General features: G+C 44.9%; 10 protein-coding genes and 1 riboswitch. All 10 genes read right to left on the bottom strand.

Going from position 1 to position 15,964, the window contains the following annotated elements; genetic code table 11:
• Positions 1-1,113, bottom strand: a complete 1,113-nt coding sequence (locus FYJ57_RS07080) for a TFIIB-type zinc ribbon-containing protein (protein WP_154432160.1) — start codon at positions 1,111-1,113, stop codon at positions 1-3.
• Positions 1,114-1,232: 119 nt separating this feature from the next.
• Positions 1,233-2,333 carry a DUF4428 domain-containing protein gene (locus FYJ57_RS07075; RefSeq protein ID WP_154432159.1) on the bottom strand — a complete coding sequence of 367 codons (1,101 nt, stop codon included), beginning with the start codon at positions 2,331-2,333 and terminating at the stop codon, positions 1,233-1,235.
• A 20-nt stretch (positions 2,334-2,353) separates the two neighbouring features.
• On the bottom strand, positions 2,354-3,871 hold the full coding sequence (locus tag FYJ57_RS07070) for an SPFH domain-containing protein (protein ID WP_154432158.1): 1,518 nt from the start codon (positions 3,869-3,871) through the stop codon (positions 2,354-2,356).
• 156 nt (positions 3,872-4,027) lie between these two features.
• A complete protein-coding gene (locus FYJ57_RS07065) occupies positions 4,028-4,672 on the bottom strand; it encodes a response regulator transcription factor (RefSeq protein WP_118619741.1) in 645 nt (214 codons plus the stop codon).
• A gap of 29 nt (positions 4,673-4,701) precedes the next feature.
• A complete protein-coding gene (locus FYJ57_RS07060; RefSeq protein WP_154432157.1) occupies positions 4,702-6,036 on the bottom strand; it encodes a sensor histidine kinase in 1,335 nt (444 codons plus the stop codon).
• Positions 6,023-7,705, bottom strand: coding sequence for a histidine kinase N-terminal 7TM domain-containing protein (locus FYJ57_RS07055; protein ID WP_154432156.1), 1,683 nt, complete (start codon positions 7,703-7,705; stop codon positions 6,023-6,025). The genes FYJ57_RS07060 and FYJ57_RS07055 overlap by 14 nt, the downstream gene beginning before the upstream one ends.
• Before the next feature lie 257 nt (positions 7,706-7,962).
• Positions 7,963-9,048, bottom strand: a complete 1,086-nt coding sequence (locus FYJ57_RS07050) for an ABC transporter ATP-binding protein (protein ID WP_154432155.1) — start codon at positions 9,046-9,048, stop codon at positions 7,963-7,965.
• Between the two features lies 1 nt (position 9,049).
• Positions 9,050-10,114: a FecCD family ABC transporter permease gene (locus FYJ57_RS07045; protein WP_154432154.1), complete on the bottom strand. Its 1,065-nt coding sequence runs from the start codon at positions 10,112-10,114 to the stop codon at positions 9,050-9,052.
• An 11-nt stretch (positions 10,115-10,125) separates the two neighbouring features.
• On the bottom strand, positions 10,126-11,439 hold the full coding sequence (locus tag FYJ57_RS07040; RefSeq protein WP_154432153.1) for an ABC transporter substrate-binding protein: 1,314 nt from the start codon (positions 11,437-11,439) through the stop codon (positions 10,126-10,128).
• Between the two features lie 64 nt (positions 11,440-11,503).
• A complete protein-coding gene (locus tag FYJ57_RS07035) occupies positions 11,504-14,971 on the bottom strand; it encodes a hypothetical protein (protein WP_154432152.1) in 3,468 nt (1,155 codons plus the stop codon).
• Between the two features lie 325 nt (positions 14,972-15,296).
• Positions 15,297-15,513, bottom strand: a riboswitch (cobalamin riboswitch).
• Positions 15,514-15,964: the final 451 nt, after the last annotated feature.

The following is a 15,964-nucleotide window of genomic DNA, read 5'->3' as shown; positions in this document are numbered from 1 at the left end:
TTACATCAGTGCAATGATCCAAAGTAACAAATAGATCACAAGTCCGATGATACCGCCGCGAACCGATACGCCGATCCAGAACTTCTTTTTGTCCATCGGCAGGTTGCCTACCAGTTTTCCGCTCTGTCCGTTCATAGCGAAGGTAAATTTTTCACCATTCCAGGTGGTGTTCAGGATCCATACCGGATACAGTACATACCAGTATCTGGCATTGCATACATTTACATTACTGCTGGCTACCGTCACACGGTCCATATGAGGCAGGGTCTTTCGAAATGCATCTTCTGTAGCTTTTTTCACTCGCTCCCTGGCACGTTCCATACGTTCTTCCATGTCCATATCGTATCGATCTGCCATATATCCCGCAAGGTAAGCCGCCTGGAAAGGAACCGCCTCACGGAATTCAAAAGGCTCTATGGATTCCATCAAAGTATCATCCATTTTCCTGGATCCGTCTGCCGGAACGCGGGCGAAACTCAGATTTCCTCCACGCTGCATGGAATACATTTCGGTTTTTGTGTACTCTGTGTCTCCATTTCTCCACTTGGTGATACGCTCACCGTTATATGCGACACTTCCTTCCGCATCTACATCAAAGATCCAGAAAGGAACATAGACACCTTTCATCTCATCCACATGATTTTCTTTTTTAAATACCTTTGGAAGGTATTTTTTCCCTTTCAGATGGTTGAAATAAGCAGCCTTTGCCGCTTTTTTATCTTTCTTAAACGGAATGATATAATCCGGTTTCAGATCTCCGGCAAACTGTCCTTTCATGACAACCCTGTTTCCACAGAACGGACAGCTTGTTGCGCCGGTATTGGCATCTGCAACGATTTCTCCTCCACAGGACTGGCAGGCATAGACCCTGATTCCGTCTGCCTCGCCTTCCATCCATTGATTGTTGCCCATATCAGACCAGTTTTCATTGTTTCCTCCGGTATCGCCACCCGGATTGCCACCGGCATTTCCTTCGGCTTTCTCCTTCATCTGCTGATACTGGGCTACTTCCATTTCCGTATCACAGTAGGGACATTTCATTTTCTGAGTCGTACTGTCAAACTCCATGGCTCCGCCACAAGAAGGGCATTTGTACTCCATCATATCTGCCATAGCTCACCCTCTCCCTCCTTTTTATGCTCTGTCCCCGAAAAAGTTTTCCGGGGACAGTAGCTCAGATATTTTTGTATAATGTCGACCGCATATTATGCGGACAGACACACCGGCTTAGATTACTGATTTGGTTTTGGCTGTCCACAGAATTCGCAGAATCTTCCTGTGTTGGATGCGCCACAACTGCATACCCAGGCACCACCGGCTGCTGCAGGATTTCCCTGTACAGGCTGGCTGTAATCCTGATTTGGAACACCTGCTCGCGGATCATAGTTGCCCTGATTCATCATTCCTGGCTGCTGGCCGTACATTCCCTGATTCATCATGCCCGGCTGCTGGCCATACATGCCCTGGTTCATCATGCCCGGCTGCTGGCCGTATGCTCCCTGATTCATCATGCCCGGCTGCTGGCCGTATGCTCCCTGATTCATCATGCCCGGCTGCTGGCCGTATGCTCCCTGGTTCATCATGCCTGCCTGCTGGCCATACATACCGGCATTCATATTGCCCTGTTGGCCATATGCGCCCTGATTCATCATACCGGGCTGCTGATTGCCGTGCATTGGGGTATTTCCCATCATTCCCGGCTGCTGACCGTACATTCCGGTGTTCATGTTGCCTGCCATATTGCCGCCGGAGAGTGCTGCGATGATCTGATTACCGATCTGCTCTACTGCCATGATCTTTCCACGGTCATTTGCATCGATGGCAAAATTATGTAACTGGAAATCCATATCGTCAAACCAGGGGCTGTTGATACCGATCATCATTTTATATTTGTAAGAATATTTGTATCTTGGAGGCACATAATCTCTCATCTCGCCATTCTGATCCCGATACTGTTCTTCTGTACGATCCTGTTCCACATCCATGCGACAGCTTGTAACCTGAGAAAGATCCAGAATATCCGGATTGGTCTCTACATCCATCCTGGTTCCAATCGCAAATTTCTGATGGTTATCATCAATAAATACATGGTAATTATTGTCTGCTTTCAGATCTCTGGTCACACGGAAATTACGAACTGCCTCTTTGTTCTGTTCTCTGTATGCCAGCTGCTTCTTAATATCTTCTACTGTACTGTGGCGACGCTCCTCAAACCAGGGAGACAGTTTTTTTGCACAATCCTTACACAGATTGCCGTCATCCAGCTTTCTGTTTCCTAACAGACCAATCTTCTCACCACAGATATCACATACTTTTTTATCAAATAAACCCATACCTCTTCCTCCCTTCCGGATTACTGAATATCAGATTCGTTAAAAGGATCTCCGCATTCCGGACAGAAACGCGGTGGATTTTTCGGATCTTCCGGGATCCATCCACATTTATCACAGCGATATAACGGTGCATCCGCCGGTTTCTTTGCTCCACAGTTCATACAGAATTTGCCCTGATTGACAGTTCCGCAAGAACAGGTCCATCCTTCCGGTTCTGCCGGTTTTTCTTCTGCCGGCTTCGGTGCGCCGCATTCCGGACAGAATTTTCCTGTGGCAATATTGCCGCATGCGCATTTCCATCCTTCTGCAGGTTTTGGTTCCGGTTTCTTGGAGCCGCATTCCGGGCAGAACTTTCCGCTGACTATATTTCCACAACTGCAGGTCCAGGTACCTGCAGCCGGTGCCGCTGCAGCTGCTGCCTGCTGCTGTGCTGCTTCTGCGCGGAGTTTTGCCTCTACCTGTCTGCGGATCTCTTCTTCCTGGGCTTTTTTCTGTGCTTCTTCCTGACGTCTGGCTTCTTCCTGCTGCTGACCCATAGCGAACAGATTCTGCGGATTCATACCGCCGCCTCCTGCGTTCATAGCCATTCCCATTCCCATAAAGCCTGTCATTGCACCTGCTTCATTGGATGCTGCTGCTTTCATGGCATCTGCCTGTGCTCCAACCATAGTAGCTGCTGCCATAGTTGGATCTCTCATGATCGCAGTACGCTGTGCCTGTTTGATCATCTCCGCATCTTCTTCCGGTAAAGTTACGGAACCCAGAGCGATACTTACTACCTGCAGACCACGAAGCTGTCCCCACTTAGCAGATAAGGATTCGTTCATGGCATTTTCCAGTTCTGTATTATGAGTGACGATCTGATTCGGACGTAATTCCAGATCAGATAATTTTCCAAATGCCGGCTGAAGTGCACTGATAAATTCTGTTTTCAGCTGACTTTCCAGTTCTTCTCTTCGATATTCGTCTTCTACGTTTCCACATACGTTGCTGTAGAACAGAAGCGGATCCGCGATACGGTAAGAATATACACCGGAGCAACGGACTGCCACGTCCACATCCAGTCCGATCTTGGAATCTACTACACGGAATGGAATCGGATTCGGTGTTCCGAACTTGTTATCGATCAGCTCTTTTGTATTGAAATAATACACTCTCTGATCTTTTCCGGTATCTCCTCCATAGGTGAATCGTTTTCCGATAGTTGCAAAGGTTGCTTCGATACTGGATCCAAGACTACCGGTAAAAACAGATGGCTCCGTGGAAGAATCAAAGGTAAACTGTCCTGGTTCTGCACAAACTTCAACAATCTTACCCTGTTCTACGATGATCATACACTGACCGTCTGCAACAGCGATTCCACTTCCGTTTGTAATGATGTTATCGCTGCCTTTTGTGTTGGAGGATCTTCCTGAAACACGTTTCTGTCCCTTTTTTACCATTACATCTTTATCCATGGAGTCGCAGTAGAAAAACTCCTTCCACTGATCTGCCATTACGCCGCCTGCTGCGCCCATAGCTGCTTTTATAAGTCCCATACGATTTTCTCCCTTCTTTTTATACATAGTTTTTCGTAACTGTTCAGTGCCTTCACAGTCACGACATCTTTTTCCTTTTTTGTAATATTATTATTACAGATATCTTATTGTCAGTCACTAACACTTGTGATAGCAAATAAAATACTTATTGATTTTTTATAATGTCTGCCAACCTTTCAATGTACTTACGACCAGCTTGCTTTCCAGTACTGCAGCCAGTAATTCTTCCTTACAGGAATAGCCGGCTTTTGCTATCATATCCTGAAAATTCCATCGAACTCCTGCTGCCGAACAGTTCATCTGTTTCCCAATCTCCGAATAGGAATAGCCTTTGATATACAGTCTCAGCATCTCCAGCTGCCGGGGACTGATCTCATCGCTTTTCATCCACTTCAGCTCCACGGCCGGCGCCTTGTCCGGAAAGACATGTTCTCCCTCCAAAGTCCGGTCGATCACCTCCATAATTTCTTCCTGTCCGTGATCCTTATACCACAGACTGTCTGCGCCCTTCTCTTTTGCCCGTGTAAGGATCTCCGGATCCACCAGAGATGTGATCACGATGATCTTCACTGCCGGATGTTGTTTTTTGATAGTTTCTGCAGCTAGCAATCCGTCATGGTTCTGGAAGGTCTGGACGTCCATCAGGACAAGATCCACCACCGTATGATTACAGTAAGAAACAGCCTTTTCTCCGTCGTTCAGAACGTCCACCAACAAGAATCTTTCATCCCCCTGCACCATGCTGGCGAAATACTTCTGCATAATCTTCTGGTCTTCCACAAGTAACACTCGTATTTTCATTTTTCATCACTTCCCTTTTTATTCTTCTTTTAACTGTTCAGTATCTTCACAGGTACTTCCTCTGAACTTTTGATCTCTCTGTCTTTTTCATGAGACAGTAACAGAATCAGTTCAAACTCAGGCGAAAAGATCACCTGCATCTTTCCTCCTTCCCGCTCCACTGTTTTTCTAAGAGATGTCAGTCCTCCGCCCTCCTGGGATCCTTCTGCGGGTTTCTTTCCATTGTTGGTGATCTGTACCTTACAAAGCACTTTATTGTTTGTGATCTTTACAAACACCCTGGTTCCACCGGCGTGCCTTGCACAGTTTGTCATACATTCCATAATCGCCTGGTCGATCAATAACTTCTGATATTCTTCCTCCGGCATGCTTCCGGTGACAAATACAGTGATTCCAAGCTTTTCTGCCTTTTCTGTGATGGACTCTTTATTCTCGTCCTGTACTTCCTCCATATTTCCCAGCAAAATCTGTGCCGTCTGCCTTATGGTCTTTAACTGCCCTTTCATTTTCTCCGGTTCTGCTTCCTCTTCCAGAAGTTGTCGGACTGCCAGGAGACTGCGCCCGAAGCTGTCATGGATACGGATCTTCATAGCCAGAGTTTCTTCTTCCCTGATCTGATCATCGATGCATTCATACATTTTTCTTATTTCTTTATTCAGCCGGATAAGTTCCTCATTGCTTTTCTGGATCTTCTCACTGTTAAAATAAAGATTGGTCACATCCAATGCCAGCACCTGTATATAACCCTGCAGACTGGGATCCTCCAGTTTTTCCTGGCGAAAATCCCATACGGTACCATTCGGAAAATAATACAGATTTTTCTTTTTCCCTACTTTTGAGATTCCGTTGGAATATTGTTTTGCCTCCAGTGCTTCTTTTAAAAGCAGATAACTTTGCAGATTCTCCCCGGTAAGCATATAGCCTAACTGATACATTTTTTCATTGCATAATACGATCTGTCCGATATCATCGCAAAAGCAGATTCCGCATTTCAGGTGATCCAGCGTCTGTTTGATGGAGTATACGGACAAGTCTTTTTTATATTTTTCATCCTCGTTCCGGATGCGACGTATCAGATAACCGTTATCTGCAAGAATAAGGAAAAAAAGGAATCCTACAGGCCAACGGGCCGCAATATGAAGAAGTCTGTTTTTCCCTTCCCATATGGCCAGATAATCGCTCAGCAGATCGGTCAGGATTCCGTAGCTGGCAATCAGTAAAAGAAAATTGACAGCCATTACCTCTGCCTTCCGCTTTCTGGAATGCTGGATACACAACAGCCGGATTTCCACCAGAATCAAGAAAAAAAGAGCAACCAGAATCATTTCCTGGACAAATATACCGAATGTTTCAAAGGATTTCATCCCTGCCTCCTTTCTCTGACAGTTGCAAAGCCAGAAACCATTCTTTTTCTTCTTCCTGCTCCATATGTAACAAAGGATATTTTTCTTGCAGACTCTCCGTCCGGCAAACACCCTCAAGATTCACTGAGATTCGAAGGACACCATCCATATCTGTCAGACGATAGAAAAGGGAACCTCCCTGTTCCAGGAGCAGTTCTACGGTCTGCTCGAAGAAATCATAAGCCTTCAGGACAAGTTCTGCCGGTAATGTTTCTTTGCCGGTTTCTATATAATACTGTCCTTGAATCTCACAAAAGATCAGATTACTGCAGGATTCCCTCAGGCTCTGGATCAGTTCTTCTTCCTTTAATTCCTTACCTTCCAGTGCGGAAAGTGTCAGATTCTTCCTTCTTTTCAGATAAGACCCTACGATCAGGATTTTCCCCAGAAGTCTGTGATATTCCCTGTGATCCGTACACTGTTCCAGCTGATCCACATATCCGGCGATCTGCTGAAATTGTTCTGCCGTCTGCTTTTGCATCAGATCGTAAAGCCGGTTCTTTTCTTCCGCCTGTTTTCTTTCTTTTTCTTTTTGATATTCCAGTTTCAAAAGCTGGTTTCGATCCCTCAGTTCTTCGCGAAGCTCATAGAAACTTTCATAAGCAGCTCGATGCTGACGGATATCTTCGATCCAGAAAGCATACCCTCCATTGATGGGGATACTGTTCAGACGGATTCCTTCTTTTTCATATCCCGGATTCTCCAGTGCTTCTTTCATCTCTTCTTTATCCAGCTCGATTCCGTCACCGGTTGTATAACGGATGTTCAGATTCCGGTCACTGATCTGTGCATTGATTCCTCTGGAAGCCTGAAACAATTCTCCGTATCGGTTATTTACCAGAATCAGCCCACACTGGATACAGCTTTCAAAAAGAGCGGCGATCAAAAGACAGCAGGCCGCCGCCATATCTCCCGCTATGATTTTCAGATACGGGACACGGAATATATTGGCAATACCCCAGATAAAAAACAGTCCTAATGGCACAAAGGGAAGCCACATTTTCTTTTTCTCGGGGTTCCTGCATTTTGCGATTAATATACCCAGCATAGTAAGAAAACCGATAGCGATCCATGCCACACAAAACACAAATCCCGGACCATAAAGATACTCATCATCTGTCCATGGTTTTTCTGCCGGAAAGCGGAATACCAGCTGATGAAGATCGTTGGTCATAACAAGCAGGATCACGCCCACTGTGATCACCAGGAAAATACCGGTCCATTGTCTCCTCTTTTGATTTTCACTTTCTCTCATCTTCAATGCCGCGATCACACTAAGGGAGGGAATAGACAACAGCGGGATATAATAGCAATACCAGCTGTAACGTCGTAATACCGGTTCATAAAACACATCATATTTCAGTGTACGAATAACAAACCAGAAAATCATAAGGGACGCGATCCCACACAGGCATCTTCGTGCTGTCCTGTTGACGATCCTTCGCTGAAGGGAAATTCCCCAGACACAATATAAGGTGATATACAGGTATGCCCTCGTCAGCTGAAAAAAGGCCAACCAGCCCGATTCTCTGTTGGCTGGAAGATGACGGCATATTATGGCAGTGATTATACAACCACCGGCAAGGAGCAGATTCCGGATTTTTTTGATTTTTTCTGTTTTTTCATTCATCTGATTTGTAGAATTCCTCTCCTGATAATGCTAAGGACTTTTGCCCTTGCTTAATGACTGCATGGTAACTGCTATACGTCACACAGTTACTTTAAGTATATACATTATACCGTATCTTCTCTCTATATCTCAAGTCATAACAGACACCCGCGAACAGCAATCAAAATTGGTCCACCGGACCAATTATTGATATACAATGCAACAAAAAGATCCCGGTGAAAATAGATTTCATCAGGATCTTTCTTTGTTTTCTTCTCTTACATTCTCTTTTTTGCAGCCCGGATCAGTTCCTCCAGCCCTTTGTTGCATTCTCCGATGGGAACATCGGCGCAGATCACCTTTTTACAGTTTTCCATGACCTTTATTGCTTCCCGGAGATGCTCCTGAGTAATCTGGCAAAAAGGTTCCTCTGTGATCACCCTGGCGGCTAGCAGGCGGGCTAACTGATAATCCACATCGTTGGTGTACAGGATGCCTGTTGCAAAGGGGATATTATCCTTTTGTAATTTTCTGTAGATGGGTATTCCCCTTCCGCATCCGGCGATCACGAAGACCTCCGGCTCCCCCTCAACCTTTGGAAGCTCAATGCTGCCAAATCTTGGATCATAGAATCCGTTTTCGATTCCGTATAATTCCCGGATGGTCTGTTCTTCAAAGATCTGTTCCGGAGTTCCGTAATAGCAGACATGATCTCCTTTTACGCAAAGGATCTGATCTGCAATCTTCTGGGCCAGATCGATCTCATGGAGAGACATGATCACGGTTATGCCCTTTTCTTTTGCCATAGAGCGGAGAATGGATAACAGTTCCAGCTTATGACGGATATCCAGAAAAGAGGTAGGCTCATCCAGCACGATGATCTCCGGTTCCTGGCAGATAGCTCTTGCAAGAAGGACTCTCTGACGCTGCCCGTCACTGATGGCATTAAAATCCCGGCTTCCCAGTTCTTCCGCATGGACGATCCGCATGGCCTCATCCACTTTATTCTCGTCTTCCCGGCTTAAGATACCCAGGCGACCTGTATAAGGATAGCGACCGGTTGCCACAATATCATGACAGGTCATCAGTTCCGGCCGCATGCGCTCTGTCAGAACTACTGCTATTCTGGTGGAAAGTTCCTTGTAAGAAAGCTTGTGCAGATCATTCTCCTCATACAGAACCTTACCGCCAAGTATCTTCAGCTGTCTGGTAATACTCTTTAAAATTGTTGATTTTCCGGATCCGTTCGGTCCGATCAGTGTGACAATCTCTCCTTTATGGATACCTACCTGAATCTGATCAATCAGAGGCTTTCCGTTGTATCCCACCGTCAGCTGATCCAGATGAAAATAATATTCTCCCATGTCAGTTTCCTTTCTTCCGGTGCAACATCATGAAAATAACCACCGGCGCACCAAATATCGAAGTCACGGTACTGATATTCAGTTCCAGCGGTGCAAATGCCATACGCGCGATGAGATCACACATCATACAGAAGACACCGCCACCCAAAAATGTGGCAGGAATGACGATCAGTGGCCGGGAAGTTCCAAGACTTCTCTTTACCAGATAGGGAACAGCGATTCCCACGAAAGAAATAGGTCCGGCAAATGCAGTCACACATGCAGAAAGCACACTGGAAGTCAGTATCAACATAATCCTGAAAAAGCGAATATTCACACCCATACTCTGGGCATAGGCTTCTCCCAGCTGGTAAGCTCCGATCGGCTTGGACATAAAAAATGTAATAAGGATCGTCACTCCGATGACAACTGCCGCCACCTTCACATTGCTCCAGTTCATACCGGAAAAGCTTCCCTGGCTCCATCCGTGCAGGTTGACAATGTCTGAGTCCTCTGCAAAAGTCACCACAAAATCCGTGACCGCTGAACAGATATAACCGATCATGATACCTGCTACTAAAAGTGTTGCCATATGATTGATCCGTCTGGACACCAAAAGGATAAAGCCTGTGGCGATCAGGGAACCGATAAAGGCTGCTATGATCAGCGTATAAGAAGATACCACCTGAAACCGTCCCAGAAAATAAATCATCGTCAGAGCTACCACCATTTTGGCTCCGGAGGAAATACCGAGCACAAAGGGACCTGCAATAGGATTTTCAAAGAAGGTCTGTAATAAAAATCCGGAAAGAGAAAGTGCTCCCCCAAGGATGGCCGCCATCAGAATTCTTGGCAGACGGATCTTCCAGATAATGTTATATTCCATCTTATTTCCTTCCCGAAGAAAAATAATCTTTAAAATCTTTGGGATAGAGATATCCACATTTCCGGTATTGATATTCAAAACAGTGATCACGCAAAATGCCGCCAGCAGTACGAGAAATACCGATGTATACCGGCTTCTGCGCAGAAAATTTTCATAATGAAAATCGGTTGCCCCCTGAAGGGCTTCTTTTCGTTTTTTCATGATTTCTCCTGTTACTTATCACTTACTTTAGTAAGGAATGTCATGTCTTTCTCATCTCCGTCGGTTAACATCAGATGAAAATCTGTGATCAGCTGACCAACGATATCCGTTGCCTGATACATATATTTTCCTACACACCATACATTGCCTTCCTGAACAGCTTTGAAGTCCTCAAACAATTCGTTCTTTGCAACCAGTTCGTCTACGGACTGGATGGGATTGTCAATAGTGGCATTGTATACCAGATAATCTGCATCTGCTGCAGCTGCATAGAATTCCTCCATGCTCATGGATACGGAAGCACTGGTTGTCTCCACACTGTCCAGATCCTGGAATACGTATCTTCCGCCTGCCAGCTCGATCATGCTTGGAATATAATCCTGGGTTCTTCTCACTACAATAGAACCGTCCGTACTTACAAAGAAAAATGCCACCGTCTTTTCCGTATTTTTAAAGTCTTTCAGGTCGCCGATTACCTTGGCCTGTTCATTGAAAAAGCTATATGCCTCTTCTTCCTTATCTAACATAGCACCATACAACTTGATCCATTCTGTTCTTGCCAGAGGATGGGTCTCGTAGCTGGAGCGGTCGATAAATACCGGAATATCCAGGTCTTCGATCATCTCCTGTACTTTCGGTGTGTGGAGAATCATAGTGGATTCAATAGCCACATCGCAATCCTGATCTACCAGCATCTCATAATCCGGCTCGCTGTATTTTCCTGCAAACTGGATCTTACCGTCTTCCATGGCCTGTTTTGCCTCTTCAATATACCAGCCGGAAGCGTCGATTCCACTCATCTTGATGTTATCCAGGGAATCCAGTGCACGGAAAAGCGCCATAGTGGAGCTGGCTGCCAGATAAATCTTATCCAATGGTTTCTGCAGCACGATGATACTGTCGTCCAGACCTTCGGGAGCCTCCGCTCCCTCAGGCACCAGAAGATACTGAGCACTGTCATGTACATCGATCAGCTGATAATCATCTTCATAATAATACACATCAAAGCAGTCTGCATACTCCAGTTTCAGCTTCCCCTGGCAGGTAAGTCCTGCCACCTCAGGCGCATCGGATGCATCTGTCAGATAAGAAGCTGTATCGCCGGATACCCCTTTCTGTTCTGCATCCTGCTGCTTTTCTGTATCTTTTTTTGCGTCTGCAGAATCGGTTTCTTTCGTTGTATCCGTGCTTTCCCGGGTCGTACTCTCTGCCTTTTCAGAAGCAGATGGGGTATCCCCACTGCCGCCGCAGCCGGTAAGCAGCATGGCTGCTGCAAGGAACACTGCCGTCATCCGGCTGCATTTCTGATAAATATTTTTCTTCATTCTTTTTCCCCGTTTGTCCTTTTGTCTTTAACTATTCAATATCTGTTAACAAATACGACAATCTTTATTTTTTGCTTTTGGCAGCTTTAACTGCTTTGTCATACAGTTTGTCTGTCTTGTCGCTGCATCCAAAGAATGCGCCGTATACCTTCAGCCACTCAGCTTTGCCGAGATCAGACTCTTCGTCTGCAGATCGGTCGATCAGCATAGGGATACCGAGAGTTGCAAAATTATCCGCCAGCTGATCCAGCACTGCCTCTTCCTCATTTTCATCGGAACTGTCTGTTGTTTTTTTGCTGTCTGTATCTGTACTCTTATCGTCTGCGTCTTTCACATCTGCTTTCTTCTGATTCTTACTGTTGCTGTTTTTCTTGCCGTCGGTATCGCTGCCCTTTTCTTTGGCATCTTCTGCTGTTTTGCTTCCCGGCAGAACTTCAGAAGAAACGATTGCAAAATCGATCTTATTCTTTACCAGTTCCCGGAATTTCAGATCATCGGCTGCCCCTGCATATACCATCTTATCTTCTTCCAGTCCTTTATTGACTGCATCAATATCTGTCTCATCCTTGTCAAATCCTACTGCTTTAACCTTTTTCAAAAGTTTCAGAGTTTCCAGAGTGCTGACAGACTCTTCAGAATCCACATAAGCATGTTTGATAGGCAGTTTTACAACAATCATTTCTTTCTCGATACCTACCGGCAGTTCTGTGTCGGAATCTTCCGGAACGATAAGATATTTTACAACCTTTGCCTTATACAGATCTGCTGTGATCTCTTCCTGGGTCTGTACTACAGCCTCTCCCTCATCGTTATAGGCTACGCTCTGGGTGTCTGTGGTCTTCTTTTCCTCATCGTTTCTCTTGATGGTAATCTTGGCAACTTTCTTTTTGCCACTCTTACCGGTTTTCTTGGTATCCTTTTTGTTATCCGCATCCGCTGTATCCTTGGCTTCTGCATCCTTTTCCAGCTTCTCCGGATCCTTATCGGTATCCTTGGACAAATCGATCTCCAGAAGAGTTATATCATCGTCATAATGATAGATTTTAAAATAGTCGGCATAGTCCAGTTTTGTCTCTGATTTGTATTTCAGACCAATGATATCCGGCGCCTTCTCATCCAGCTTGTCCTTGCTTCCAAAATTCATGCCGCTGCCGTCTCCAGCTGCTGCGCCACTTCCGTCTCCGTCAGCCGCTGCCAGGTAGACCATAATGCTGTACTCGATCTCATGAGCTGCGCTCATCTTGGTGGTCATACCAATGATCTTATTGTTCTTATTCAATTCCACCGGAATTACAAAAATGGACTTTCCGCCGGTGTGGGTCGGGAAATATTTCTTTCCGTTTGCTTTTACATACTGGTATGCGGAGCTGCTGAATGCGATGGTTGCCAGAGCCTGGCCATTTTTGATGTTTACTTTATCGCAGGTAATACTTACCTTTCCTGTACCACCGGACCAGGTGAATTTGTCCGGAGTGTAAACACCGTCTTTCAGCTTAGTTTTGCTGTTTACCTGACTGGTAGATCCACTGGTATCGGACTCTGATTTGGATTCTTCAGCCGGGGTTGTGTCCTTGGTAGAATCTTTCGTTGCGGTTGGATCTGAAGCCGGTGTTGGATTTGTATTTACTCCTTGGTTGCTTCCTGCTTCATCAGAAGATATTTTTTTCAGATCTTTGGAACTTACTGTAATGCTTCTGTCGTACCACCTGTCTCTTTTCACTGAATGAGATGCCATAGCTAGTGGAGTATCCAGTGTTGAAATTGGAATGATATAACTTCTTCCGGTTTTTTCTTCGCCGTTTTCAATATAGGATTTTTGCTCATCTTTACATCCAATCCACTGACTCTCATTGCCAGCTGCTTCTGCTGCGGTTCCCATGTACAGATAATCATATCCGGTTCCACTTAAAGTGATTTCTGCACTCATTTTTCCATTTTTTACCGTTAATATAGTTGCCACTACACGGAACATCTCTGCTCCTGTAGAGATAGTCGTTGTATAAACACCATCCGCCGGAACACCTGCCGGACGTGTTGATTGAGATGGTGTAGTAGAAGGCACAGGCTTTGTAGGTGTTACAGGTGTTGTCGGCACTTCTGCCTCACCACTATTTTTTACCTCGGGAATCGTCAGAAATAACTGATATTTATTAAACCAGGTTCCATCCGGCTTTCCCAGAACTACAGGAATAGCTTTTCCTGCTTTTTTCTTATCAACAGAAAAATGAAAAGTCCACTCTTTCCCTGTCAAAGTTCCATTGACTGTCGGTTTTTTTTCTGTATCTTCATTCCATCCAAAATAAAATTTATCAAAGGATCTATTAGCCGTCTTTACTGTTAATTCCATCATATTTTCTGCAGATTTTACTTCTGCTGAGGATATCTTGAACATTTTGAATATTGAACCATCCTCTTTGATCACCTGTGACTTCGTTACATCCGGTGACTTCATTGCTTCTTCTGGAATTGTTAAATACAACTGATATTTGCTAAACCAGGTTCCATCTTTCTTTCCTAAAACTATAGGAATGGCTTTCCCTGACTTGTTTCTATCGACATCGAACTGAAACTGCCACTCCTGTTCAGTTTCTGTCCAGGTGCCATTAATAATCGATGTTTTTTCTGCATCTGCATTCATTCCAAAATATATCTTATCAAAAGATACATTTTTTGTTTTTAATGATAATTCAATCTTGTTTCCTACTGTTTTTGCTTCAAATGAGGATACCTTGAACATTTTAAATTCTGAACCATCCTCTTTGATCACCTGTGATTTCTCTGTATTTGGTGATGCCATGTCAGGCACACTGGGAATTGTTGAAACTACAGGTTCTGTACTCGGTGCCTCTGACGGCGCCGGTTTTTCTGATGGTTTTGCAGCATCTTCCTTCTGTGTTTTCTCCGGAACCTGACAGAACAGATCCTGTTTTGTATACCACTCTCCGGATTCTTTTATTCCCGGAACGATCTGCAGCTTACTTCCCAGTTTTTCCTCGCTGACTGCAAACTGAAACTTATACTTTCCGTTCAGATCCTTCTCCCCGGCGATCACCGATGTTTTCTCTGTATCTTCTTTCTTTCCGATATATAACTGATCATAAACATCACTGTCTGTATAAACTGTAACCAGACATTCCTCTTTTGTCTCAACCAGTTCTGCCTTTGTCACCTGTACATCCGGCAGTTCTTTCTCCGGATTGGTTTCGGCATTTGTATTCTCATTATTTTTAACTTTTTCCGGCTGTGCAGCTGGTTCCGCAGTCGGTTCTGTCACACTCTCCTGCTCCTTTTTTGCATCAGCCTTCTGTTCTTCATTTTTTTCTTTCTCAACATTCTCTTCAGTCTTTGGCTCCTCTGTGGCCTGCTGACTGACTTCCTGTGTTACCTCCGGTTCTGCTGCCGGAACTTCTGCTTCGCTTACCTGTCCTGCTGCAGCTTCATCAGGAGTCGCTGCAAATGTTCCTGACGGCATACCCAATGCCATCATAATAGACAGGGATACGGAGAGAATTCTCTTTCCTGTTCCTTTCATCTCACATTTCCTTTCTTTCAACATATTGTCTGCCACGGTCAACAGAGTAAAGACCGCAAAACTGTCCGTCAAATCGCTTTCAAAAAAAGATGCACATAGTATAACATAGTCCCTGGGGAAGTCATGCCTGAAAACAATATTGTAACCGTTCATTTCATTCATAATGATATTAAACAGTTACCCATTTTCCACAAAAAAGTCTGCAGCCATACCCTTCTTTCGCAAGAATCAGATACAACTACAGACAAAAATGTCTTCAGACTGAAACAACAGATTAACCTACCACTGCTTTCCCATCTTTTGGAGTTCTGCTTTCTTCGGAAGCTCTTCACCAACTCTCCCAGCAGGTTTCCTGACTTACAGATCAACGCTTTGCCAAACCTTCTCACATGGATCTCCCACGCAATGGCTGCCTTCGAAAATCTCCGGCATATGACATCACTCCCTGCTTACAGTGACCGGATCGCTCAGGACTCTCACCTGATTCCCTATTATCCTCGCAACTACAATCGTTTTGAGGCACTGGAAAACTCTGTCAAAGCCTAGTATAACAAAGAACCATTAGATGTCAAGTTCTTGTCCGAAAATTCACTTGCTTGGCGGTAAGAGGGGCATACCCTGATCAACTTATCGCCTTCTTCCAAAACACAGAACCGGAGCCGCCCCTGGCGGGACTGACAGCCTTTTGCTGGTGCTTTTAGCAAAGATGAGATCCGGCACCTACGTAGACTTTCGCGAGGGTCCGCTGACCCTCGTGAACATAGTCGAAGTTGGTGACTAGTGTAATGACACGTTGATATTTAAACTAATCTTTGTATCCTAATTACAACTTAGGATACAAAGATGTGAGCTTTATACGCGCATCATTTGTTTTAAATTGCCAGTTTACGCCATCTTCATTACTGTTGCGTTCGTTTTCCCAAACGGATAGTTCTCTTTGAAGATGTTCAATGGAACTGATTCGTCTTGAAAGACATTGCCGTGTCATTACAT

This window comes from Oliverpabstia intestinalis (assembly GCF_009696065.1).
GTDB classification, from domain to species: domain Bacteria; phylum Bacillota; class Clostridia; order Lachnospirales; family Lachnospiraceae; genus Oliverpabstia; species Oliverpabstia intestinalis.
This window is presented reverse-complemented; position numbering and strand designations above follow the sequence as displayed.